Annotated in this window: 21 protein-coding genes; 7 read left to right on the top strand and 14 right to left on the bottom strand. The window is 47.5% G+C overall.

Features of this window, described 5'->3' with window-relative positions; genetic code table 11:
* Positions 1 to 163 precede the first annotated feature (163 nt).
* Entirely contained in the window at positions 164 to 1,924 is a 1,761-nt protein-coding gene (locus BQ7480_RS12940) for a 1-deoxy-D-xylulose-5-phosphate synthase (RefSeq protein ID WP_072544029.1), read from the top strand.
* 93 nt (positions 1,925 to 2,017) lie between these two features.
* Here BQ7480_RS12940 and BQ7480_RS12935 read toward each other — a convergent pair whose 3' ends face one another.
* Together BQ7480_RS12935 and BQ7480_RS12930 are read right to left on the bottom strand one after the other, a co-directional pair.
* On the bottom strand, positions 2,018 to 3,670 hold the full coding sequence (locus BQ7480_RS12935) for an AMP-binding protein (protein WP_072543193.1): 1,653 nt from the start codon (positions 3,668 to 3,670) through the stop codon (positions 2,018 to 2,020).
* 23 nt (positions 3,671 to 3,693) lie between these two features.
* Positions 3,694 to 4,272, bottom strand: coding sequence for a helix-turn-helix domain-containing protein (locus BQ7480_RS12930; protein WP_072543192.1), 579 nt, complete (start codon positions 4,270 to 4,272; stop codon positions 3,694 to 3,696).
* Positions 4,273 to 4,458: 186 nt separating this feature from the next.
* On the opposite strand from BQ7480_RS12930, the gene BQ7480_RS12925 reads away from it, so the two are divergent.
* Positions 4,459 to 4,965, top strand: a complete 507-nt coding sequence (locus BQ7480_RS12925) for a TlpA family protein disulfide reductase (RefSeq protein ID WP_374043578.1) — start codon at positions 4,459 to 4,461, stop codon at positions 4,963 to 4,965.
* A gap of 53 nt (positions 4,966 to 5,018) precedes the next feature.
* A complete protein-coding gene (locus BQ7480_RS12920; RefSeq protein WP_072544028.1) occupies positions 5,019 to 5,765 on the top strand; it encodes an N-acetylmuramoyl-L-alanine amidase family protein in 747 nt (248 codons plus the stop codon).
* A gap of 67 nt (positions 5,766 to 5,832) precedes the next feature.
* Here BQ7480_RS12920 and BQ7480_RS12915 read toward each other — a convergent pair whose 3' ends face one another.
* The 4 genes from BQ7480_RS12915 to BQ7480_RS12900 all read right to left on the bottom strand — a co-directional run bounded on the left by BQ7480_RS12915 (position 5,833) and on the right by BQ7480_RS12900 (position 10,104).
* Positions 5,833 to 6,804, bottom strand: a complete 972-nt coding sequence (locus BQ7480_RS12915; RefSeq protein ID WP_072543191.1) for a SprT family zinc-dependent metalloprotease — start codon at positions 6,802 to 6,804, stop codon at positions 5,833 to 5,835.
* 497 nt (positions 6,805 to 7,301) lie between these two features.
* Complete coding sequence (gene recA, locus BQ7480_RS12910; protein ID WP_072543190.1) at positions 7,302 to 8,351, bottom strand: recombinase RecA; 1,050 nt, start codon at positions 8,349 to 8,351, stop codon at positions 7,302 to 7,304.
* Positions 8,352 to 8,353: 2 nt separating this feature from the next.
* Entirely contained in the window at positions 8,354 to 8,803 is a 450-nt protein-coding gene (gene bcp, locus BQ7480_RS12905) for a thioredoxin-dependent thiol peroxidase (RefSeq protein ID WP_072543189.1), read from the bottom strand.
* 107 nt (positions 8,804 to 8,910) lie between these two features.
* Positions 8,911 to 10,104, bottom strand: a complete 1,194-nt coding sequence (locus BQ7480_RS12900) for a saccharopine dehydrogenase family protein (protein ID WP_022354589.1) — start codon at positions 10,102 to 10,104, stop codon at positions 8,911 to 8,913.
* A gap of 173 nt (positions 10,105 to 10,277) precedes the next feature.
* Between BQ7480_RS12900 and BQ7480_RS12895 the strand changes: the two genes are divergently transcribed.
* From BQ7480_RS12895 to BQ7480_RS12885, 3 genes are all read left to right on the top strand, one after another.
* Positions 10,278 to 11,075 (top strand): META domain-containing protein, encoded by a 798-nt coding sequence (locus tag BQ7480_RS12895; protein WP_072543188.1) that lies wholly within the window; start codon positions 10,278 to 10,280, stop codon positions 11,073 to 11,075.
* A 75-nt stretch (positions 11,076 to 11,150) separates the two neighbouring features.
* Positions 11,151 to 12,320 (top strand): formate-dependent phosphoribosylglycinamide formyltransferase, encoded by a 1,170-nt coding sequence (gene purT / locus BQ7480_RS12890; RefSeq protein ID WP_072543187.1) that lies wholly within the window; start codon positions 11,151 to 11,153, stop codon positions 12,318 to 12,320.
* A 114-nt stretch (positions 12,321 to 12,434) separates the two neighbouring features.
* Positions 12,435 to 12,686: a cyclomaltodextrinase C-terminal domain-containing protein gene (locus BQ7480_RS12885; protein WP_072543186.1), complete on the top strand. Its 252-nt coding sequence runs from the start codon at positions 12,435 to 12,437 to the stop codon at positions 12,684 to 12,686.
* A gap of 59 nt (positions 12,687 to 12,745) precedes the next feature.
* Here BQ7480_RS12885 and BQ7480_RS12880 read toward each other — a convergent pair whose 3' ends face one another.
* From BQ7480_RS12880 to BQ7480_RS12845, 8 genes are all read right to left on the bottom strand, one after another.
* Positions 12,746 to 14,350: an MFS transporter gene (locus BQ7480_RS12880; RefSeq protein WP_072543185.1), complete on the bottom strand. Its 1,605-nt coding sequence runs from the start codon at positions 14,348 to 14,350 to the stop codon at positions 12,746 to 12,748.
* Entirely contained in the window at positions 14,347 to 15,411 is a 1,065-nt protein-coding gene (locus BQ7480_RS12875) for an HlyD family secretion protein (protein WP_072543184.1), read from the bottom strand. Before BQ7480_RS12875 ends, BQ7480_RS12880 begins: the two co-directional genes overlap by 4 nt.
* A gap of 20 nt (positions 15,412 to 15,431) precedes the next feature.
* Positions 15,432 to 16,754 carry a TolC family protein gene (locus BQ7480_RS12870; protein ID WP_072543183.1) on the bottom strand — a complete coding sequence of 441 codons (1,323 nt, stop codon included), beginning with the start codon at positions 16,752 to 16,754 and terminating at the stop codon, positions 15,432 to 15,434.
* Positions 16,735 to 17,175 (bottom strand): MarR family winged helix-turn-helix transcriptional regulator, encoded by a 441-nt coding sequence (locus BQ7480_RS12865; RefSeq protein WP_072543182.1) that lies wholly within the window; start codon positions 17,173 to 17,175, stop codon positions 16,735 to 16,737. The genes BQ7480_RS12870 and BQ7480_RS12865 overlap by 20 nt, the downstream gene beginning before the upstream one ends.
* A gap of 80 nt (positions 17,176 to 17,255) precedes the next feature.
* Positions 17,256 to 19,151, bottom strand: coding sequence for a RecQ family ATP-dependent DNA helicase (locus tag BQ7480_RS12860; protein ID WP_072543181.1), 1,896 nt, complete (start codon positions 19,149 to 19,151; stop codon positions 17,256 to 17,258).
* A gap of 6 nt (positions 19,152 to 19,157) precedes the next feature.
* Positions 19,158 to 20,879, bottom strand: a complete 1,722-nt coding sequence (recJ, locus tag BQ7480_RS12855; RefSeq protein ID WP_072543180.1) for a single-stranded-DNA-specific exonuclease RecJ — start codon at positions 20,877 to 20,879, stop codon at positions 19,158 to 19,160.
* Between the two features lie 242 nt (positions 20,880 to 21,121).
* Entirely contained in the window at positions 21,122 to 22,315 is a 1,194-nt protein-coding gene (locus BQ7480_RS12850; protein WP_072543179.1) for a C1 family peptidase, read from the bottom strand.
* A gap of 36 nt (positions 22,316 to 22,351) precedes the next feature.
* Entirely contained in the window at positions 22,352 to 23,743 is a 1,392-nt protein-coding gene (locus tag BQ7480_RS12845; protein ID WP_072543178.1) for an aminopeptidase P family protein, read from the bottom strand.
* Positions 23,744 to 23,875: 132 nt separating this feature from the next.
* On the opposite strand from BQ7480_RS12845, the gene BQ7480_RS12840 reads away from it, so the two are divergent.
* On the top strand, positions 23,876 to 24,736 hold the full coding sequence (locus BQ7480_RS12840) for a patatin-like phospholipase family protein (RefSeq protein WP_072543177.1): 861 nt from the start codon (positions 23,876 to 23,878) through the stop codon (positions 24,734 to 24,736).
* Positions 24,737 to 24,797 lie beyond the last annotated feature (61 nt).

The raw sequence follows: 24,797 nt of genomic DNA, 5'->3' as shown, positions 1-24,797 counted from the left end.
TTCATTATAATAGATGAAACGGCCTCTTTTGTCTTGTAGGACTTCATGCAAGTAATCGGGGTATAAAAAGCTGTAATTTATATACGTTCATAAGGCGGAATAAGACCTATTTTTGCTTTGTGAAATTGCATCTTTAATGTATAACTTGTTTAAATATCATTTTATGTATCTGGAAAAAATCAATTCACCGGCCGATGTCAAAAGGCTGTCGGTAGAAGAAATGAATGTATTAAGCCACGAAATACGCCAGGCTTTGCTACAGAAGCTGAGCGCACACGGAGGACATTTCGGTCCGAATTTTGGGATGGTGGAAGCTACGATTGCCTTGCACTACGTGTTCCATTCGCCGGAAGACAAGATTGTGTTCGACGTATCACATCAAAGTTATACCCATAAAATGCTGACCGGGCGTAAGGATGCCTTCCTGTATCCGGAGCTGTATGACGAGGTGTCTGGGTATTCCGAACCGATGGAAAGTGTGCACGACCATTTTGTGATGGGCCATACTTCGACTTCTGTCAGCCTGGCGGGCGGACTGGCCAAAGGAAGGGATCTGACCGGGAAAGGCGGCAATGTGATTGCGGTCATCGGAGACGGTTCGCTCAGTGGTGGAGAAGCTTTGGAAGGACTGGATTATGCGGCAGAACTGGGTACCAATTTCATCATTATAGTCAACGACAACCAGATGTCGATTGCCGAGAATCACGGAGGACTTTACCGTAATTTGCAGGAGCTGCGCGAAAGCAACGGCCAGTGTCCTTGCAATCTTTTCCGGGCCATGGGACTGGATTATCTTTATGTGAACGAAGGCAACAACGTAGAGGCGCTTATCAAAGCTTTCCAGCAAGTGAAGGATATTGACCATCCGATTGTGGTGCACATCAACACGCTGAAAGGAAAAGGATATGCTCCGGCTGAAAAGGACAAAGAGACGTACCACTGGACCATGCCGTTCAATCCTGAAACGGGAGTGGTGTTCCATTCGAGTGAAGAGCCGCAGGACTATGCCGACCTGACCGCCCGCTACCTGTTGCAGCGTATGCAGGAAGACCGCCGCATTGTGGCCATTTCCGCCGGTACGCCCACCGTGATGGGATTTACTCCCGACCGTCGGAAGGCCGCTGGGAAGCAGTTTGTCGATGTGGGTATTGCCGAGGAGCATGCTGTGGCCCTGGCTTCGGGTATTGCCAAGAATGGAGGTAAACCGTTGTTTGGGGTGTATAGTACCTTCATCCAGCGTGCCTACGACCAGCTTTCGCAGGATTTGTGTATCAACCGCAATCCGGCAGTACTTCTGGTGTTCTGGGGTTCGCTCTCGGCCATGAACGATGTGACACATCTGTGCTTCTTCGATATTCCGCTGCTCAGCAATATTCCGAATCTGGTCTACCTGGCACCGACTTGCCGGGAAGAGTATATGGCCATGCTGGAATGGAGTATCCGTCAGAATGAATATCCGGTAGCTATCCGCGTGCCGGCCACGGAACTGGCTTACGGGAATCGTCCGGTGGATACAGATTACAGTCGGTTGAACTGTTATCAGACCGTCCGGAAGGGCAACCGGGTAGCTATCCTGGGGCTGGGCTCTTTCTTCGGACTGGCGGAAGAAACGGCTGACTTGCTCAAGAGGCAACACGGGATGGAGGTCACATTGATTAACCCGCGCTACATTACGGGAGTGGATGAGGCCCTGATGGAAGAACTGAAGGCCGATCACGAGCTGGTAGTGACGCTGGAAGACGGAGTCTTGGACGGCGGATTCGGCGAGAAAATTGCCCGCTATTTCGGTTGCAGTCCGATGAAGGTGCTCAATTTCGGTGCCCGGAAGGAATTTGTAGATCGTTTCGACGTGCAGGAGTTTTTGAAGCAGAACCACCTGACCGCTCCTCAGATTGCCGCAGACATCCTGCAGCAGCTTGCCTGACGGTTCTTTTCCGTAACGATACAAACAAATGGCTCCTCCAGTGACAATGCATTTTGGGGGAGCCATTTTCTTTTTGGTTGTTCGAGTCACTTTCTATATAATTTCGATACCCTGTTCGGCACAGAGTTTCAGACTCAAGTCTTTCAGTTTGAATTTCTGGATTTTGCCGCTGCCCGTCATCGGGAACTCCTTGATGAAGAAGATGTATTTGGGAATTTTGTAGCGGGCGATTTTTCCCTGACAGAACTCCCTGACATCGAACTCGTTCATGGTGTACCCCTCGTGCAGGATGATGAAGGCCCCTACGGCTTCTCCGTATTTCTTGGAAGGCACGCCGGCCACCTGTACATCCTTGATGCCCGGCATCTTGTAGAGAAATTCCTCGATTTCACGCGGGTAGATGTTTTCACCGCCACGGATAATCATGTCCTTGATGCGGCCCGTGATGCGGTAGTTCCCGTTTTCATCCTTCACTCCCAAGTCGCCCGAATGAAGGAATCCCTTGGCATCGATAACCTCAGCCGTAGCCTCCGGATTTTTGTAGTATCCTTTCATGTTGTTGTAACCCCGGTTGCACATCTCTCCTTGTACCCCTATCGGACATTCCTCGCCGGTTTCCGGGTCGAGCACCTTCACTTCAGTAAATTCAAAATCGTGTCCTACGGTGTAGTATCTCACTTCCGGATCATCATCGATGCGGCTGTGTGTCATGCCCGGTGAGGTTTCTGTCAGTCCGTACACGCTGGTGACGCGCATGAACATCTTTTCTTCCACCTGTTTCATGAGTTCCACCGGACAGAGGGAGCCGGCCATGATGCCGGTGCGCAGGCTCGACAGGTCGAACAGGCTGAACATCGGATGATTCAGTTCGGCAATGAACATCGTCGGGACGCCATAGAGGGCCGTACACCGTTCCTTGTGGACGGAAGCCAGGACCAGCAGCGGGTCAAAACGCTCAATCATCACCTGTGTACAGCCATGTGTCAGGCAGTTCATGGTGGCCAGTACCACTCCGAAACAATGGAACAGCGGTACACAGACACACAGTTTGTCGTCGGGGGTGAATTTCATGTGTTCTCCCGTCAGAAATCCGTTGTTGGCGATGTTGTAGTGGGTCAGCATGACGCCTTTGGGGAATCCCGTAGTGCCCGAGGTGTACTGCATGTTCACGGTGTCGTGGCAGTTTACCTGCTGTTTGGCCCGTGTCAGTTCCTCGTCGTCCACGTTATGTCCCAGCAGCAGAATCTCTGCCGTGTTGTACATCCCTCGGTATTTTTCCTGTCCGATGTAAATCACGTTGCGCATGTGGGGGAAGCGCTTGCTTTTCATGTGTCCCCGTTCAAAGAGTTTCAGCTCAGGCAGCATGGTGTAGGTCATTTCCACGAAATTGCTGTCCTTTTCCCCGTCGACGATACACAGTGTATGCATGTCGGAGTTCTCACAAAGATACTCCAGTTCCGCCTGCTTGTAGTTCGTGTTGACGGTGACCGCTACGGCCCCGATTTTGGCACAGGCATACAGAAAAGTCAGCCAGTCGGGTACGTTGCGGGCCCAGATACCCACGTGCGTGCCTTTTTGCACTCCGATGGCCAGCAAGCCTTTGGCCATACGGTCCACCCGTTCGTTGAACTGTTTCCAGGTGAAGCGCAGGTTGCGGTCGGAATATACGATGTATTCTTTGTCCGGAGTCACTTCTGCCCAATGCTCCAGCCAGTCGCCCAAGGTTCTTTCAGATAGTTGTAACATGTCGTTGAAGGTTTGAGTGAGACTTAGGCCGGAGTGTAGACCACGGCCAGAATTTGTGCGGCTTGTCCTTCGGCAGCGTGTACGTGGTGCGGCACGATGGAATCGTAATAGATGGTGTCACCTTCCTTCAGCCGGTAAGTACTTTTCCCGTAACTGATTTCCAGTTCCCCTTTCAGCACCATAATGAACTCTTCTCCTTCGTGTCCGGAAAGGAAGAAATCCTTTTCGCTGTCGGCTTCGATGTCGATGATAAACGGGTCCATGTGGCGGTCGGCCTTGCTTCTTGCCAGTGAGTGGTAGTGCATGTGCTGCCGTGCCTGTGTCGCATTGTTGGAAAAGCCGATGGTATCGTCTGCTTCCCCTTTCCGGCAGATTACCGGTCCTGTCTCATTGGGCTGGTCGTCCAGGAAAGTACCCAGTCGTACCCCCAGTACACGGGCGATTTTAATCAGTGGGGCAAGCGAAGGAATGTCGATGTTCTCTTCGATGCGGCTCACCTGTTCCACGGTCAGTCCGGCGCGTTCGGCCAGTTCCTGAATACTTATTTCCTGAGTGCTTCGGAGTGACTTGATTTTTTCTCCGATAATGTTTGTGCAGTCCATAGGTTGGGTTGTTTTGAGTTTTTCATGTTTCACAAAGGTAATAAAGTTTCTGTATAAACATTTGGTGTAGTGGATAAAATACGTGTTTCTATTCCGATATGTCTGTTTTTCACTTTTTTGTGTTATCTTTGGACCGGATTATAATTTAGAATGAATATGAAGAAGCTGTTTTTAGCATTGGCTTTGATGGGATGTATGGGCAGTCATGCCCCTCTTCAGGCCAGTCAGCCGGTTCCCGATGCGGCTGGATATATTGTAAAGGTGGGCGATGAGGCACCCGATTTTGAGATGACGCTGACGGATGGCAGCAAGGTGAAACTGTCCGACCTGAAAGGCAAGGTGGTGATGTTGCAGTTCACGGCCAGCTGGTGTGGGGTATGCCGCAAGGAAATGCCTTTTATCGAGAAAGATATCTGGCAGAAACATAAAGACAATGCGTCATTTGTGCTCTACGGGGTAGACCGTGACGAACCGCTGGAACGTGTGAAGGCTTTTGCCAAGCAGACAGGAGTGACCTATCCGTTGGGACTTGACCCGGGGGCGGATATCTTTGCCAAGTATGCGGAACGCAATGCTGGAATCACCCGCAACGTACTGATTGGAAAGGATGGAAAGATTGTCATGATGACGCGTTTGTATAATGAGGAGGAATTTGCTTCTCTTTGTCAGAAAATAGAGGAGCTGCTGAAGTGATGAAGAAATATGGGTATGTATTGTTGGCCTTTCTGCTGTGTTTTCCCTTAGGGATGAACGGGCGGAAGAAAGGCAACTATGAGCCATTGCTGGGAAAGAAATATGCGTCGTATGCCGTGACTTCCAGCTCCTTGAAAGGGGCGGTCTTTTATTTGGTGAGCGGACACGGCGGTCCCGACCCCGGTTGCATCGGCAAATATCAGGGAAAGGAGCTGCACGAAGATGAATATGCCTACGACATTATTCTCCGTCTCGGGCGGGAACTGCTGAAGCGCGGGGCAAAAGTACATTTCATCATTCAGGATGCGAAAGACGGTATCCGCAACCAGGCAGTATTGAACAACAGCAAGCGGGAGACTTGCATGGGAAAAGCCATTCCGTTGAATCAGGTGGCCCGTCTGCAGCAGCGTTGCGATGCCATCAACCGCCTGTACCGGAAGGAAAAGAGCAGTTACAAGCGGGCCGTGTTTATCCATGTGGACAGCCGGGCACGCAACAACCAGACCGATGTGTTCTTCTATCATGCGCCGGGCAGCTCGAAAGGAAAGCGGCTGGCAAGAGAAATCCAGCATACGTTCCGAGCCAAGTACGACCGGCATCAGCCCAACCGGGGATTTGACGGTACGGTCAGCGAACGGAACCTGTTTGTGCTTCGGAATACCACTCCGGTGGGGGTGTTCCTGGAAGTGGGAAACATTCAGAACGCGCAGGACCAGAAACGTCTGGTCATCGCAGACAACCGACAGGCCTTGGCCAATTGGATTACCTTGGCGCTGGAAAAGGATTTCCGGAAAAAATGAGCCTAACATATAAAAAAGTCAGGTCACCTCGAAAGGGCCTGACTTTTTTGTATCAATAGGGGATTGATTATCGGTTGTTGGCTTTCAATATTTTCTGTACTCCTTGGATAAGTTCCGGATTGGGAAGGTCTTTCTTTCCAATCAACGTGTAGGCAAAATTGTCGGCCATGATTTCTTCCGGGTGGATGACGTAGCTGGTGTTTTTACCGACCTGCGTGTAGAAGTCTTCCGCTTCATCCAACGTGTAAACAATAGTTTTTCCCGCTTTCTGGATAGGGATAAAATCTCCGTTCAGGGGGACAAGTCCTATTTTCAGATAATCTACCAGTGTATTTCCCTCGTAGGACTTGTCGGTATAAATCACCATGGTGCAGTATTGTTTCTCTCCGCCGATGGTGAAAGTTCCGTAGCTGTCATAGCGGCTGATATCCGGATTAGAGATACGTTTCTCTGCCAGGTCGGACGGGAACAGGATTTCTTTCTCGATGACGGAGAACCCGATAAGCTGGTACATGTCTTTTTTGAAGTCGGCATTCTGTCGGGTCAGTAAGTGGAACAGTTCGTGTGCCACCAAGTACTGCAAGTCCTCATCTGAATTGTTTAACAACGCTTCTTCGCCGATGGCAATCCAGTTCATGCGAGTATAGGCCTGTGCGCTTCCTTCTTCTTTCTGTGTGGTTTTCACGAAGATGATTTCTTTGGGAAAGTTCAGGTTGTATTTTTGTTTCTTGATTTCAGCATCCAGGGTTTTCATGGCCTTGCTGATGCGCTCCTTGTCCTTGTCGCTCCAGTTGAGGGTCTGGTCCATAGCGAACTGCAGCAGTTCGGACTTGCGTCCTTGCGGTTTCTGCAAGCGTACGTCGATGTCAAACTGGTTCCAGTTGCGGGTATAGTCGTCCAGTTCCGTAATCAGCATTTGAGCTTCTGCACGAGTGGCAAAACGGAAAGCCGAATTGGCGAATTTATTACTCTGTGCCCACGAAGCCACAGTGGAAAAAGCCAGACAAAGTATGAAAAGAAATTGATGCTTTAAGGTCATAGTTTTGTTTTTTAGTGATTCACAATAATTCTTTGTGGTAAATATAACGTATTTTTTTGTTTTTTTCCCTGCTTTTGAGCGAGAAAAAAGTTTTAGAGAAAGAAAATGGGATAATTAGGGTTGTGTGTGCGATGGAGGGGAGGCTCGAAAACATTGTGTGATAAAGGTAAAAATGTAGGTATGTATACTATTTTTTCTTTAGAAAACAGTTCTGTCCCACAGTGTGGTTTTTGTATCCCGCACTGTGAAATATATATCCCACACTGTGGTTTTTATATCCCACAGTGTGGGACAGAGAAATAGTCCTGAAATTCGGAAAAAATAGTTAAGGGGTTGAATTTTTGTGGAAGGGTTTGAAAAGCTTTTTTCATGCAGAATCCGGTTACGAACGGACAGATACAGTGGACTCTGTAAGCGTGCAAAAAAAAAACGGGTTCTACTTTGCTAAATCTCAGCAAAGTAGAACCCGCTCTCTTATTGTATGGAAAAGAAGTGGCCTATTCTTTGTCCTTCAATGCATCGAAAATCAGTTTTTCCAGTTCGTCGGCCAGTTCCGGATTGTCCTGGATGCATTGTTTGGCGGCATCGCGGCCCTGTCCCAGTTTGGTGTCGTTGTAGCTGTACCATGAACCGCTTTTCTTGATGATGCCCAGTTCGGCACCCAAGTCGATGATTTCACCGCTGCGGGAAATACCTTCACCGAACATGATGTCGAATTCGGCTTTGCGGAAAGGAGGAGCCACTTTGTTCTTTACGACCTTCACGCGTACCTGGTTACCGATGACTTCTTCGCCGTCTTTCAGCTGAGAGGCACGACGGATATCCAGACGTACAGATGCATAGAACTTCAATGCATTACCACCGGTAGTGGTTTCCGGGTTGCCGAACATGACACCGATTTTCTCACGCAGCTGGTTGATGAAAATACAGGTCGTGTTGGTCTTGCTGATGGCGGAAGTCAGCTTACGCAGAGCCTGTGACATCAGTCGGGCTTGTAGACCTACCTTGTTGTCGCCCATGTCGCCTTCAATTTCAGCTTTCGGGGTCAGGGCCGCTACAGAGTCGATGACAATGATGTCGATGGCAGAGGAACGAATCAACTGTTCGGCAATCTCCAATGCCTGCTCGCCGTTGTCGGGCTGTGAAATCCACAAGTTGTCGATGTCCACTCCCAGCTTGGCTGCATAAAAACGGTCGAAAGCATGTTCCGCGTCGATGAAAGCGGCAATACCGCCGGCTTTCTGTGCTTCGGCGATGGCATGGATGGCCAGTGTGGTCTTACCGGAAGATTCCGGACCGTAGATTTCGATGATACGTCCTTTCGGATAACCCCCTACGCCCAGTGCCGCATTCAGGGCAATGGAGCCGGTCGGAATGACTTCTACTTCCTGCACGTGGTCGTCGCCCATTTTCATGATGGAGCCTTTTCCGAAGCTCTTCTCAATTTTGTCCATGGCGGCTTGCAAGGCTTTCAGTTTTTCACTGTTATCGGGTTTGGGGGCGTTTTCAATTCCTCCTTCAAATTCAAGTTCGTCTTTCTTTGCCATAATTATTGTAGGATTTGTGCGGCATGATCTTTGGTCTTCACTTCCTTGGGTGAAATAATCCGTTCGATGATGCCTTGTTCGTTAATAATGAAAGTGGTACGGAAGGTACCCATGTATTTGCGTCCGTACATGCTTTTTTCTCCCCAAACACCGAAGGTTTCCACAAGCTTGTGGTCGGTGTCGGCAATCAGTGTGAACGGAAGCTGGTTTTTCTCAATGAATTTCTGGTGTGACTTCTCGTCGTTGATGCTTACGCCGATGACTTCGTAGCCGGCTTTCTGGAGTTCGGCGTAGTTGTCACGGATGTTGCAGGCCTGTGCCGTACAGCCCGAAGTCATATCCTTGGGATAGAAATAAAGTACGATTTTCTTGCCTGCGTAGTCGCTCAGGCGGACTTCTTCACCTTTTTCGTTGATTCCCAGTATTTCGGGAGCTTTGTCTCCTATGTTCATAATTGTTTCTTTGTAAAAGTGGGAAAAAAGAAAAGAACCAAGAATGAAGAATGAGTGCTCCGGTTCTCCATTCTTGATTCTTTAATCATAGATAATCTTTCAATCAATTACAGTTCCAGATCGCCGTCGAACACTTCATGCCAAGGCAGTCCGTATTTGTTCAGGGCATCCATGAATGGGTCTGGATCGAATTCTTCCACGTTCCATACTCCCGGACGCTTCCACAGGCCTTTCAGGAACATCATGGCACCAATCATAGCCGGTACGCCGGTGGTATAACTTACACCCTGCATGCCTGTCTCTTTGTAAGCAGCCTGGTGAGAGCAGTTGTTGTACACGTAGTAAGTATGTTCTTTTCCGTCCTTGATACCCCGGATACGGCATCCGATGGAAGTCTCTCCTTCGTAGTTTTCACCCAAATCCTGCGGATTAGGCAGCACAGCTTTCAGGAACTGCAACGGAACAATCTGCATGCCGTTGTAGTTGATAGGTTCGATGCTGGCCATACCGATGTCCTGAATTACGCGCAGGTGAGTCAGATATTCCTGACCAAAGGTCATCCAGAAGCGGGCACGCTTGATGGTCGGGAAGTTCTTGACCAGTGATTCCAGTTCTTCGTGGTACAGAAGGTAAGAGTCACGCGGGCCGATGTTCGGATAAGTCAGGTCCTTGTGGAATTCCAACGGTTTGGTTGTAATCCATTGTCCGTTCTCGTAGTAACGTCCGTTCTGAGTGATTTCGCGGATGTTGATTTCCGGGTTGAAGTTGGTGGCAAAAGCCTTGTGGTGGTTTCCGGCGTTGCAGTCCACGATGTCCAGATACTGGATTTCGTCGAAGTGATGCTTGGCTGCGTATGCGGTATATACACCACTTACTCCCGGGTCGAATCCACAACCCAGAATGGCGGTCAGTCCGGCTTCCTCGAAACGTTTCTTGTAAGCCCATTGCCAGCTATATTCAAAGTGAGCCTCGTCTTTCGGCTCGTAGTTTGCTGTATCCAAGTAGTTCACTCCCGTTTGCAGACATGCTTCCATAATCGTTAAATCCTGGTAGGGAAGTGCTACGTTAATAACGATTTCGGGTTTAAAACTGTTGAATAAAGACACAAGTTCATCCACATTGTCGGCATCTACCTTGGCGGTTTTGATGTGAGGATTGCCAATTGCTTTGACAATAGCGTCGCATTTGGACTGTGTGCGGCTTGCAATCATGACTTCGGAGAAGACTTCCGGATGCTGAGCCACTTTGTGTGCAACAACGGTACCTACACCGCCTGCACCGATAATCAATACTTTACTCATTTATTAATTTGATACTTTAAATGCCCGGTAAACGTTACCGTTCAACATGCAAAGATAGAAAATAAATCCAAACATGGTGCAGTATTCGAGGGATATCCGTATTTTTGTAAATGAACAATTCTTAAAAATGAATTGTTTGTGTAAATGGAATTACGATTAAAGAGAAACAAGTTATGAATAGAAAGTATTTGGCAGCAGCGGCTTTTGCCAGTCTGCTGATGAGCTGCGGCGCGGGAAAGAACTCGGTAGCCGTGGCTGATTTTTCAGGGGAATGGAACATCGTGGAAGTGAACGGGGAAAAAGTGAGTGCGGAAAATACGCCTTATCTGGGTTTTGACAACACTGAACACCGCTTGTATGGTAATGCGGGATGCAACCGTCTGGTGGGTACATTCAACTTGGACACGCTGAACGCAGGAAAGATTTCATTTGAACAGGTGGGAGCTACCCGGATGATGTGTCCGGACATGAAGGTGGAACAGAGTGTGCTGGAAGCTTTAAATAAGGTGGCCGGATATGAAGAAGTCGGTGAAGGTGTATCTTTGAACGATGCCGATGGAAAATCGGTTATCCTGTTGCAGAAACGGGAAGTAAAGGAAGTGTCTTTAAACGATTTGGAAGGAACGTGGCAGATTATAACCGTCAATGGAACTGAAATCGGCAAAACGGAGAAAACACCGCAGCTGACTTTCGACCTGGCAGAGAAACGGGTGTATGGAAATGCCAGTTGCAACACCATCAATGGCGGGTTCTCTCAGGAAGAAGGGAAGCCCTCGTCTTTGCAGTTCAGCCAGATGATTTCCACCATGATGGCTTGTCCGGATATGGAAACGGAAAGGAATATTCTGGATGCATTGAACAAGGTGCGTAGTTTTGAGGTGAAAGAAAATGGTACGGTGAGCTTGTTGGGCGAAGACGGCACTGAATTGCTGACCTTGAAGAAGCTGGCTGAGGCAGAAACTGAGGCTTGATAAATCGGCAGGTCATGGTATAAGGTCCGAAGAAAAATATTATCTTTGCAGGAAAGAAGCATAAACCTTATATATATGACTAAAAAAATACTTTTGTTAGGTTCCGGAGAACTTGGTAAGGAATTTACCATTGCAGCCCAGCGCTTGGGCCAGTATGTGATTGCGTGTGACTCTTATGCAGGTGCACCGGCTATGCAGGTGGCAGATGCGTGCGAGGTATTCAGTATGTTGGATGGAGAGGCTTTGGACCGTGTGGTAGAAAAGTATCATCCGGATATTATTGTTCCTGAAATAGAAGCAATACGTACTGAACGGCTTTATCATTTGGAAAAAGAAGGTATTCAAGTCGTGCCGAGTGCGCGTGCGGTGAACTTTACGATGAACCGTAAGGCTATCCGTGATTTGGCAGCCAAGGAACTGGGACTGAAAACTGCGAAGTATTTTTATGCTTCCTCTTATGAGGAACTGAAAGAGGCAGCCAGCAAAATTGGTTATCCGTGTGTCATCAAACCGTTGATGTCGTCTTCCGGCAAAGGCCAGTCAGTTGCAAAATCTGAAGAAGACCTGAAATATTCATGGGAATATGGATGCAACGGCAGCCGTGGCGATATCAAGGAACTGATTGTAGAGGAATTCATTCATTTTGACAGTGAAATCACTTTGCTGACAGTGACCCAGAAGAACGGACCGACTTTGTTCTGTCCTCCTATCGGACACGTGCAGAAGGGAGGAGACTATCGTGAAAGTTTCCAGCCGGCTCACATCGCACCGGAACATCTGGCTGAGGCACAACGGATGGCCGACAAGGTGACAAAAGCGCTTACGGGATATGGTCTGTGGGGAGTGGAATTCTTCCTGAGCCATGAAAACGGAGTATATTTCTCTGAACTTTCTCCTCGTCCGCATGATACGGGTATGGTAACTTTGGCCAATACGCAGAACTTGAATGAGTTTGAATTGCATCTGTATGCGGTACTGGGTCTGCCGATTCCGGGCATTACGCAGGAACACATTGGTGCAAGTGCAGTGATTCTTTCTCCGATTGCCAGCCAGAAAGCTCCGCAGTACAGAGGCGAGGAACTGGTTTGTTCTCAGCCGAATACCTATCTCCGTATCTTTGGCAAACCGACCACTCGCCTGAACCGCCGTATGGGAGTTGTGGTTTGTTATGACAAGAACGACGGAGACCTGGATGCACTTCGTGACAAATGTAAGTCACTGGCTGTGAAGGTAGAAGTATATTAAAGTTGATTTATGTCATGAAAAAAGAATAAATACATTAAAATTTTCGCTGTTATGTTTAAGAATTATGTTTTAAATGCATATATTTGCCCCGCAAAATTAAACTAAACAACGTATATGGCAGAAAACAGAACAGTGAAGTATCATATTCCTCAGCGAGGAATATATATGTATTCTCATGTACATGACGGAAAAACTGAAATGATTGTGCTGAATAGTACGAGTGATGAGCAGACATTGGCTGCTGAGTACTATACTGTCTTGACTAAGGATTCTAAAGAAGGTAGAGATGTATCGAGCGGGAAGAGAATCGATTTGACAAAGAATCTTGTGGTTTCTCCTCGCAAGTCATTAATTATTGAATTCTGATGAAATTTTTTATAAAAACAGCGGAAGGATTTTTCTTTCCGCTGTTTTTTTATGCCGTTTTATACCATATCATCCCCGGTTTTGGCATATCTCACACGAATAGTCTTGTGGAAGGGGATGAAGCGTGAAACGATGGCGATGACCAGAGTGATGATAAACAGATAGCCTAGTATATGTTTGAGCGAAAGCAACAGGCTTTGTTGTTGCAAAGTGGCATAGAGTGTTTGGGTTGCCATTTGGGTGGCTTCGGTATATTCGTGTCCTTGTGAAAGATATTGATTGAGTGACTGGTTGAACTGGCTGGCGGCCAGTGGATCGGTCTGGCTGACGGTTTCCGACAAGGAATGCAAGTATTTCTGTTCCATCCGATAGAGTGCGTTGCTATAAAAAGAGGTAGCCAGAATGGGGGCCAGCACTGACCGGAAGGAAATCAGGAAAAAGGCATTGGCCAGCAGGTATTTGGGATTGAGTTCTTCTACGGCAAACAAGGCAAAGGCGATGATTAATACCAGCATGCCAAGCCCTCGCAGAAACACAGGGAGGAAAAGCATCTCGTAGGTGCTGTCGGGGGATACGGTGAAATACAGGATGCCGAAGAAGGCGGCAAAGCATCCCATTCCTCCGGCAATCAGAAAACGGAAACGCCACCGTTGCCAGCGGAACCACCAGAAACAGATGAAAGCCCCCAGGGCATAACCTGGTAACAGATAGCCATAGAGCAGATAAGTGTGTGTGCTGTCTACCTTCAGGATGCTTGTCATGTAGTTGGTGAGCAGGGTGGTGGAGGTACTGAAAAACATGACCAGCATCATATACAGATAGCCTACGATGGCTTTGGGCTGATACAATGGAGCCAAACTGACAAAGGGATGTTTGGAGTGGTATTGCTGCCAGATGAAAAAGGCAATCAGGATGGGAGCAATGACGATATAGAGCCGGATTTTGAAAGAGGAGGTCCAGTCGAGCACTTTCCCATAGTTGATGACATAGACAAGCATCAGGAGTCCGGTGGCAATGACCAGCATCTCGCGCAGATGAAGTTCGGAGAGTGGTATGGGCTTCAACGGGCGGTCGTGCCGGAAACAGATAATCACTGTCAGGATGGCAGTCATGAGGAGCAGCATCATGAAGTAGTACATATACTGCCAGTTATAATGGTAAGCCAGTTCGGCAGTAAGTACCATGGATACCTGTCCTCCGGCAAACACCAGCGGATAAAAATAAGAATAAAACTCGCTTCGTACGTTCTTGGGACTGAAAATCTTGGTGGCCCTTCGGATGAACCAGAGCATGAGGAAACCTTTCAGGAAGCCGATGAAGAAGCTGCAGATAATGACCAGGTCGATGTTTTGCGAACGGGCACATATCCAGCTGAGAAAGAATTGCAGGGTCAGGTCGGTCAGCAACAGGAACTTGGAGGAAAGGGCATCGAGCACTTTGGGGACAATGGGATAGGCCACAGCCATTCCGGCCGAAGCGGCATAATACCCCATGGTGATGTCTTCAGTGTGGGTGCCCAATGTGTTGGACACTTCAAGCATGCTTCCGGTGTAGGAACCGTTCAGCATGGTGACAGGCAGGATGATGGTGAAGATGCATATCATTCCGAGCCAGTCGGGGACCCATTGACGTACGGGAACGTCCAGTTGTTGCATGGTCATCATTTGCGTAAGGCTTCTGTTTCTACCATCATACCGGCTCTCAATTCGCTCATTTCTTCAGGAGAAATGTCTTTCAGGTCTATTCTCACGGGAATTCGCTGCTGTACCTTCACGAAATTTCCGGCAGAATTGTCGGTAGGTACCAGCGAGTATTTGGATCCGGTCGCTTCTGAGATGGCTGTCACCGTCCCATGGAAAACTTTTCCGGGAAAGGCATCGACCTTGATGCGTACTTCCTGACCAATGTAGATGTGGACAATCTGGGTTTCCTTATAGTTGGCTGTCACCCATTTGTCTGTGTTTCGGACCAGGTAGGAGATGGTTTGCCCGGCTTGTACGAACTGTCCGGGTTCAAGGGTTCTGCGTCCCATGTATCCGTCGTATGGCGCAGTGAGTACGGTATAAGAAAGATTCAGCTTGGCCAAATCCAGGTCGGCTTCCTTGCGCAGGATGGCCGCTTCGGCACTGGTGGTTTTTTTGCTGGTTTCTGTGAACTGTGATTGTGCAGCCTTATGTTGTGCCAGCAGGGCTTGGTAGCGGGCTTTTGCGGCCTCATAAGAGGCTTTTGCCTGTTCGTACTGCTGTTCGGGGACCGATTCTTCCTGCAACAGACGGGCAAAGCGGTGATAATCCTGCTCCAGTTGCCACAGTTTGGCTTTTGCTTCGGCAATGTTGGCTTCCTGCACTGCCACGTTGGTTTGTGAGGTCTCTATGCCGGAATGTAGTACGTCGCGTGAACCTTGCACATCCAGCAGGGCTGCTTCGGCCTCCTTGACCTTTATCTGATATTCGCGGTTGTCCAGTATCAGCAGCGTATCTCCTTGATGTACATATTGATGTTCCTTGAAGCGGACTTCCTTGATGTAGCCCGAAGCGCGTATGTTCAAGGGGGCTACATACTGGTCGATGAATGCATCGTTCGTGATTTCATAATGAATGTATTTCCAGAAGTAGTTGCCCACCCATACCAGTCCGGAGCCGGCAATCAGTATGCAAAGTAAGTTGAGAATGATATTCTGCAGTCTTCTCTTCCGTAGTTTGCTATGAGTATCTTTTAGTGTCATATTCTGTAGGATTGAATGGGTTATAATCTTCCGCAGACTTTCTGCAGTTGGTAATAAGTGTAAATGATTCGTGTGCGTGAGGCTGTCAGCTGGAGCTCGGCGTTGAGCAAGACAGAGTTGGCATCCAGCAAATCGGTCAGTATGGCCAGTTGGTTCATGTAACGGTTCTGCATGATACGATAGTTTTCCTGTGCCTGACGGACGGAGAGTTTCCAGGCGTCAGCCTGCTGCAAGGCTTCTTTGTGGCGGAGAATCGCATTGTAAATATCCATCTGGAGCTGTTGCTTTTTCAGTTCCTCTTCTTTCTTTTGCACGGACACCTGCAACTGGCTTTCCTTGATTTTATGGTCGGACTTGAATAAAGACGAGAGGGGATAGGAAACCGAAAGTCCGACGTTCCAGTTGTTGTTATACAAGTCGGTCATGGTACGGGTGATGGGGCGTGCCAGAGTGTTGGATGCGTACAGGTTGACATTGGGCTTGCGGGAGGCGCGATCCATCTGTATTTGGTTCCGGGCCAGTTCGGTTTCTTTTTGCAGCAGTTTCATGTCTGGGGCCTGCTCGTAAGCCGACAGGAGATAGGCTTCGTAACTTTCCAGGGGAGTCGCTTTCTGCAGCAATGTGGTGTCGGGCTTTATTATACGGTTTTCGGAATTTCCCAGCAGCAGGTTCAGTTGTTGGGATACGATGAGGATACTGTTCTCTGTTTCTTGCAGAGACAGCCGGTCGTTGGTAAGTTGCATCTCACTGCGCAGCACGTCGTTGTTAGTGATGAGTCCTTCTTTCTTCATCTGCCGTATGTCCTGCAAACGTCGAAGCGACTCTTCGATGTTACGGGTAAGCACGATGTGTTGCTTGAACAGAGTAAAGAGATTCAAGTATTGGTTGAGTAATCCCAGTTTGATGTCTGCTTGATTGCTCAATCGTTGCAAGCCTGCAATTTCTTTTTCGATATCTGCCTTACGGATGGAATAGCGGATTTTTCCTCCCTGATACAGCGGTTGGTTGAAGTCGACCGTATAGTTTTGCGACCAGTCGGGAGTGTCCGGATAGGTCGGATGGGAAAGCCCTTCCTGAAAGACCACAGGTTGTCCGATAACCCCTCCTTTGAGACCGATTTCCAGGTCGGGGAGCAAGGCCGTTTGGGCATGGCGCTTCCGTTCATAAGCCATTCTCTCTTTCAGGCTGTCGGCTTGTAAGCGCAGGCTGCTTTTTACTCCTGATTCAAAAAGCTGTTCTACAGATAGGAACAGTGAATCTTGTTGGGCCATGGCCGGGAGGATAAGAAAGAGATTTCCGATGAAAAGCAGGATTCGTAAGGTGCTAGAAATCTTCAAGAACATTTTGCACTGTTTTTAGTTCAGATAAAATATTTCCGGTTCGTTCGGTAGATAAGATATGCTCCGCGTTGGCATATACTAAATTGAGGATAGGGCGGATTTGTTCTTTCAGTTTTTCTCCTTCCGGAGTAAGATATACCAGCTTGTTTCGGCGGTCACTTGCATCCTCCTTGCGATAGACATATCCTTTTTTCTCCAGATTGTTCATCAGGTTGGTCAGGCAGGCCTTGTCTTTAGCGGTTCGCTCTGCCAGTGCCTGCTGGGTGATACCTTGTTCATGCCAAAGACTGCTCAGTACTTGAAGCATCTCGAAAGTGATTCCTGCATGATTGTCTTTTAATGTACGTTGCATGGCACGTCGGAACGCCATGCGGGTGCGGAAAATCTGTATCATGAGTTCCCGGAATTCTCCTCCTTCTTCCATGTGAATCAAGTTTTTTGTGTTTTCCGGCAAAGATACTTCTTTTTTTAGAATGGTAAAATATTTGACTAATATAAACTTGCTTAAAAGAGTAACAGGCCATTTTCCTGACGGATGATTTCTTCCGCCAGAAGATAGGCTATGACTTTACTCACTTGTTCCTCCGGTGCTTGGATTTGGGCTTTGAGCTCTTGCGGAGAAAGAGGAGAGGTTTTCAGTAAGGCACGTATCTGGCGACTGATTTCGTCAAACTGGCTTTGTTTCAGTCCGGAATGATGGTGCTGCAGGCATACATCGCATTGTCCGCAGTTGTGCTCGTTCTTTTCGCCGAAATAATGAAGCAGCATGCGGCTTCGGCAATTGTTTTCACTTTCAGCATATTCTATCATGGCCTCTATTCGCCGGCGGTAGCTTTCTTTTCGTTCCTCATACACTTCCTTGCTCAAGTAGATACGGTCAGTCTCCTGTCGTTCACGGGTGTAAATGATATAGGGAGTTTTTTTCCCGGGAATGTAGTGCAAGATGTGCTGTCGGGTCAGAAAGAGCAAAGTCTCATAGATTTGTGGTCTGCTCAATCCGGAGCGTTTGGATAGTAGCTCTTCATTAATGTACGCATAATCGGTGAAAAGTCCGGTATAGGTCCGCAGTAAAATGCGAATCAGTTTTTCCGTATCTGCATTTTGTTCATGAATGCGGTACAGTTCTTCTTTGGTGAGGGTGAACATGATTCGGGAGGCATTGTCCTGTTCATCGGTATATTCCAGATAGCCGGCACGTGTCAGGATTTTCAGCGCACTGTCGGTCTGTACAGGAAAATGCTTGAAATTGTGGCAGAATTCATCCAGATTGAAGGCGAAGGTACAGCCCAATCCGTCTCCCATGGCCATCTGGTAGTAGAAATTGATGTCTTCGTACACTTTCCGGATATAGTCTTTTTCAGGAAAAGTGTCGCTGATTCGTTGTTTTAGGGTAATCTTGTCGCGGGGGCAGAATAACAGCACTGCATACGCTTTCATACCGTCTCTTCCAGCTCGTCCTGCCTCCTGAAAGTATGCCTCGGGGGAGTCGGGTACATCGGCATGAATTACCAGACGTACATCGGGCTTATCAATTCCCATACCGAAAGCATTGGTTGCCACCATGACACGATATTCCCCTTTCAGCCATGACTTTTGGCGTAGGTCTTTGGTCTCATCGCTGAGTCCGGCATGGTAGAACGTGGCTGTGATGTGGTTTCGGTTCAGAAGCTGGGCTATTTCTTTGGTCTTTTTCCGGTTGCGTGTGTAAACAATGCTGGAACCATTTACCCGTTGTAGGATATGTAACATTTCGCCTTCTTTGTCTTCCGTGTGGCGGACGATATAGGCCAGATTCTTTCGCTCGAAACTCATGCGGAATACATTTTCCCGACGGAACTGGAGGCGCTCCTGAATGTCCTTGACCACTTCCGGAGTGGCTGTAGCCGTCAGGGCAATGACGGGAACTCCCGGAAGCAGTTGCCGGATGTCGGCTATTTTCAGGTAGGCGGGGCGGAAATCGTATCCCCATTGTGAGATGCAATGGGATTCATCCACGGTGATGAGGCTCACGTGCATGCTGCGAAGCTTGATTTGAAATATTTCGGTACCCAGTCTTTCCGGTGAGATATAAAGAAATTTGTAGTTGCCGAAAATGCAGTTTTCCAATGCAATCAGAATTTCTTCTCGCGTCATGCCGGAATAAACGGCAGTGGCCTTGATACCCCGCTCACGCAGGTTTCTTACCTGGTCTTTCATCAGGGCAATCAGGGGGGTAATGACCAGACATAATCCTTCCTGGGCGAGGGCCGGCACTTGGAAAGTAATGGATTTACCTCCTCCTGTGGGCATAAGCCCTAAAGTGTCTTTGCCTTCGCCTACGCTGCGGATGATGTCTTCCTGTATACCTCGGAAGTGGTCGTATCCCCAGTATTGTTTCAGAATTTTCAGATAGTCGGCCATGGATTTCTAGCTTCGACTCGGCTTGATGTCTTCAATCTGCAATTGGATTTCTCCTCGTTTATGGGTATTTTCTTCGATAGTATAGCAGATGTTGAACGATTGCTTGGTCTTTATGTAGCGGACTTGTGAGCTTTGGCCGAAAGCGATACCATTCATGACGTTGTTCGATTTGTTGTCTACCAACTCCAGCTTGATGTGTTCCTGGTCTCGGCCTACCACCTTGCTGGTGCCGTAATCATACACGTTCAGTGTGGCAAAGATAGGCTTGTGGTTCTCCGGACCAAACGGATTGAATTTCTTCAGGTCGAAGAAAAACTTCGGAGTGATGTCTCTGAAATCCAGCTGTGCATCAATCTGAATGGTAGCATTGGTCTGTTCCGGAAGGATGTGGTTGGTGACATATTCTTCAAACCGCCGTGTAAATTCCGGCACATTTTCCACTTTCATGGAGAGTCCGGCGGCATAGGTATGTCCGCCAAAATTTTCCAATAAATCACGGCAATATTCAATGGCTTTATATACGTCGAATCCCGATACGGAACGTGCAGAACCTGTAGCCAGGTTGTCTGTACGTGTCAGTACCACGGCTGGGCGATAGTAGATTTCTGTCAGTCGGGAAGCTACGATACCGATGACGCCCTTGTGCCAGTCTTCATTGAAGATGACAATTGACCTTCTTTCAGACAAGTCGGACAGGTTATCCACAATTTTGTTGGCCTCTTCCGTCATGCTTTTGTCCAAATCCTTTCGGGTTTCATTGTAACTGTTGATGCGGTTGGCTTTCTTCAGGGCGGAGGCGAAATCCCTTTCTATCAAGAGGTCTACGGCCTCTTTTCCGTTCTGGATACGTCCGGAGGCATTGATACGTGGTCCGATTTTGAATACGATATCACTCATCGTAATCTCTCTTTCGGCCAGTCCGCACACGTCAATGATGGCTTTCAGGCCGATACTGGGGTTGGCATTAAGCTGCCGGAGGCCATGATAGGCCAAGATACGGTTTTCTCCCATGATGGGCACAATGTCGGAAGCGATGCTTACGGCCACCAAGTCGAGCAGAGGAGTCAGCTGATGAAATTCGATGCCATTGTTTTGGGCAAAGGCCTGCATGAATTTAAAGCCTACTCCACATCCGGAAAGATGTTCATAGGGATAGGTAGAATCAAACCGTTTGGCATTCAGAATGGCCACGGCGGGTGGAAGGACTTCATCGGGCACGTGATGGTCACAGATAATAAAGTCAATGCCTTTCTCCTTGGCGTAACTGATTTCTTCTACTGCTTTTATGCCACAATCTAGTACGATGACCAGTTTGACTCCTGTTTCATACGCATAGTCTACTCCTTTTTTCGACACGCCATACCCTTCATTGTATCTGTCGGGGATGTAATAGTCTATATTTGAATAGAACTGTTGCAAAAACTTGAAAACGAGTGCGACGGCTGTGGTTCCGTCCACGTCATAGTCTCCATACACCAGAATTCTCTCCTTGCGTCCCATAGCCAGATTGAGGCGCTCCACGGCTACATCCATATCTTTCATCAGAAACGGATTGTGCAGGTCGTTCAGCTGAGGGCGGAAGAAACGCTTGGCTTCAGCGGCTGTATGTATGCCTCTTTCTTGTAGCAGCTTGCACAAGATGGGGCTAATGCCTATTTCTCTGGAGAGGGCTCTAGCTGCTTCTCTTTCTTGAAGTGTTGGAGGTTGATAGTTCCATTTGTAGTTCATTTATATATGTTTTTTTCTTTTTTCTTTATCACGTGAGATTCTTCTTGGGGTGTCTGGCATTGACAGACGAGGGATATGATGTAATTTCCCTATCAGGAAGAATCTTTTTCTTGGGGAATAAAGCACTTGTTCCCACTTCAATCCGTAAAATTAGTAAAAAGAAAGAAAAAAAACGGCTCATTCCATCTTAAATTTATGGAACGAGCCGCTTATTATTTATAATTAGTCTATATACTAAGTTTTTAGAATCCCAATTTCTTTGCGATGTCTGCAGGGATTGCTTTTTTGTTGACCAGAATATTCATGGTTTTGTATTTGACGAATGCTTTAGATGCATACCAGATGCCTTTGTACTTTCCGCTAAAGCCCCATGAGTTTTTCACCATGTAGTATTCTTTTCCGTTCTGGTCTTTGGCAATACCGTAAATCAGCATACCGTGGTCATCTGTGGTTTCCCAGTTGTCAAAAGCTGTTTGACGCATTTCCTGTGTTACGTTGATTTCAGGAAGCGGTTTGCTGGTCAGTTCTTTACGTTTGTCTGCTTTGCTTAAGCCCAACCAACGTGCCATGTCCGAACCGGTCAGCTCTGCACCTTTTGCTACGTCTGGACATACAGCTACTCCGTCACGAGTGAACCCTTCTTCACTGACGTCTGCTCCCCAGGCAAAAGTGTATCCGTTGTTGATGGCGTTATCCATTACTTCCATCAGTTCGTCAATCGGCAGATTGTATGACAAGGCATTGCGCCAGTTGTCCTGTACTTCAATGCTGAATGGCTGATAGAAAGGATGATGGGTAAATGAAGTCAGGGATACATAATCGTCCATGTTCAGTCCCAGCACTTCGTCTGCAAATGTTCTCGGCGTATAAGTCTTGCCTTTATAAGTAAATTCTTTCGGACATTCTCCCAGATAGGTGTCATAAATGGCAGTTACTCCCTTTTTCCAAACTGGAGTCAGTCTATGCTGTTTACCTTTTCCAATTGCTTCTACGTAAGCACCGGCTACTGCGTCCAGTTCGTTGTGATTCGGGAGAGAATCTCCGTATTCGATACCCGGCATGATATCTTGCGGTACCATACCATAGTTCTTGTAGCAATATACGATATCTTCAAAGCTTCCGCCCGGAGAGAATGATGCGTCGCCGTGGTAACGTACATAGTTTACGGCACGGTCTTCCATTGTTTTGTGTACGACGAACATTTCAGACAGGTCGAATTCGCCTTTTCCTGTACGGAGCAGTTCAGACTCCAGGAAACCAATGCTGGAGAAAGACCAGCATGTACCTGATTGGTTCTGGTTCTTTATGGAAGTGATTGGGTTTTCTTTTACAGTGGTGAAGGTGAATCCTTCTTCCGCTTTGTCTTTTTTCGGGCTCTTGGCATAAATGCTTCCAAAACAGAGTCCTGCTGCGGCTAATAAAATCAGTTTGTTCATTGTTTCTAGAAAATGTTATAGAGTTAATAAATAATTTTATTCATTCATGATTGCTTCCACTTCTTCAAAAGTGATAGGAATATGTTTTTCGCCTAAGAACCGAGAACCATTATCTGTAATCAGAATATCGTCTTCCAGGCGGATACCTCCGAAATCCTTGTACTTTTCAATTTCATCGAAGTTCAGGAAGTCGGTGTGTAACTTTTCTGCTTTCCATTTGTCGATAAGTGCCGGAATGAAATAACAACCCGGTTCGTCAGTAATGACAAATCCTTTTTGCAGTTTTCTTCCCATGCGGAGAGAAGCCAAACCGAACTGGGTAGAGGGTTGTACTTCTTCGTCATAGCCTACATAACATTGCCCCAAGTCCTCCATATCGTGCACATCCAGTCCCATCATGTGTCCCAGTCCGTGGGGAAGGAACAAGGCATGTGCCCCTGCGGCTACAGCCTCCTCCGTATTTCCTTTCATCAGCCCCAAGTCTTTTAGACCGTTGGTCAGCACTTTGCATACTTCCAGATGTACGGATTTATAGGTCACTCCCGGGCGGGCCAGTTCGAGTGCCTTGTCGTGGCAAGCCAGTACGATGCCGTAAACATCACGTTGTCGGCTGGTGAATTTTCCACCGACCGGGATAGTACGTGTGTGGTCGGAGCAGTAATAATTCATCAGTTCGGCACCCGCATCTGTCAGCATCATTCGTCCTTCCTGTAGGATGTGACTGTGGTCATGGTTGTGAAGTGTCTGTCCGTTTTGAGTCAGGATGGTAGCAAATGAAACCATTCGTCCGTAGGAAGAAGCGATGCCGTCGAGCACACCGGCGATGTATTGTTCCGATACTCCGGGCTTGCACAGGCGCATGGCAGCTGTGTGCATTTCATATCCTACGTTACAGGCTTTGTCTATTTCGGCTATTTCACATTCTTCTTTGACAGCTCGCAGAGAGATGACTGCTTTGATGAGTTCAAGCGAGGCATGTTTGGGAGTCATGGATGCACGGATGCCCGTCAAATCCTCAAGTAGCTGCATGTTGTCATATCGGTAGGGAGGAAGAAAATGGACTTTTCTTCGTTGTGCGATAGCCTTCCCTACCATTTCTTTCAGTTTGTCGAAAGGATAGCTTTTCTCCACTCCCACCTGTGCTGCCAGTTCTTTTACGCTTGGTTGAGGTCCCATCCAGATGATATCATCCATGTCAACGTCATCTCCAAAGAAATAATCGGTTCCATTGTCAATATCGAGGATACCGGCATAACCCGGGTGTGAATGTCCGAAGAAATAGACAAATGAACTGTCTTGACGGAATTTGTATGTGTTGCCGGGATAGTTAGCTGGGGCTTCGTTGTTGCCCAAGATGAGGATAATACCATTGCTCATTTTTTCCCGCAGGGCTTTTCGGCGCTTCTGATAAGTTAGAGAATCAAACATATTTATTACATTTTAATATCACATGTGTGAAAATAATGTTGCAAATGTAGTAAATAAAATAGAAAAAATGGCTGGAATGTATTGGAAAAACATATATTTGCAATTCCAAGGTTACTTTAAAAAGTGCAAGGTATGAAACTAGACTTTGAAAAAACAGGATTGGTTCTTGAAGGTGGAGGCATGCGAGGCGTATTCACATGTGGAGTTCTGGATTTCATGATGGATCATAAGTTGGAATTTCCTTACGTGATAGGTGTTTCTGCGGGGGCCTGCAATGGCTTGTCGTATATGTCTCACCAGCGTGGACGTGCCAAGTTCAGCAATATTGATATGCTGGACAAGTATCATTATATCGGGTTGAAGTATTTGTGGTATCAGCATAGCATTTTGGATCAGCACTTGCTTTATGATTTGTTTCCAAGTCAGATTTTACCTTTCGACTATGAGGCTTACTTCGATAATCCAGCGCGGTTTGAGATGGTGACAACTAACTGTGTCACAGGAAGGGCTTGTTATTTGGAAGAGAAAAAAGGACGCGACCGGGAACGTCTGGTTGATATTGCCAAGGCTTCCAGCAGTCTGCCATACGTTTGTCCTATTGCGTATGTAGACGGGCGTCCGATGCTGGATGGAGGAATTGTAGATTCCATTCCGGTTTTGCGTGCGATGTCGCAGGGGTATTCACAGAATGTCGTGGTCCTGACCCGTAACAGAGGGTATCGTAAGTCGGAAAAGGACATTCGAGTGCCTCGATTTATTTATCGTCGTTATCCGCGTTTGAGATTGTTGCTTAGCAGACGGTGTGCGGTATATAATGAGCAGTTGGAACTTGTGGAAAAGCTGGAAGATGAGGGACGTATTATAGCCATTCGTCCGGAAAAGAAGGTCGTAGTGAATCGGATAGAAAAGGATGTGAAGAAGTTGACCGACTTGTATGAAGAAGGCTATGCATGTGCCGAAAAGGTGTTGATGCCCTTATTGGAAGGAAAATGAGAATAAACCTGTTGAGATAAATAAAAAATCCGGAATGTGAGAATCCCGGATTTTTTATGAA

Source organism: Bacteroides mediterraneensis, assembly GCF_900128455.1.
GTDB lineage: Bacteria > Bacteroidota > Bacteroidia > Bacteroidales > Bacteroidaceae > Phocaeicola > Phocaeicola mediterraneensis.
This window is presented reverse-complemented; position numbering and strand designations above follow the sequence as displayed.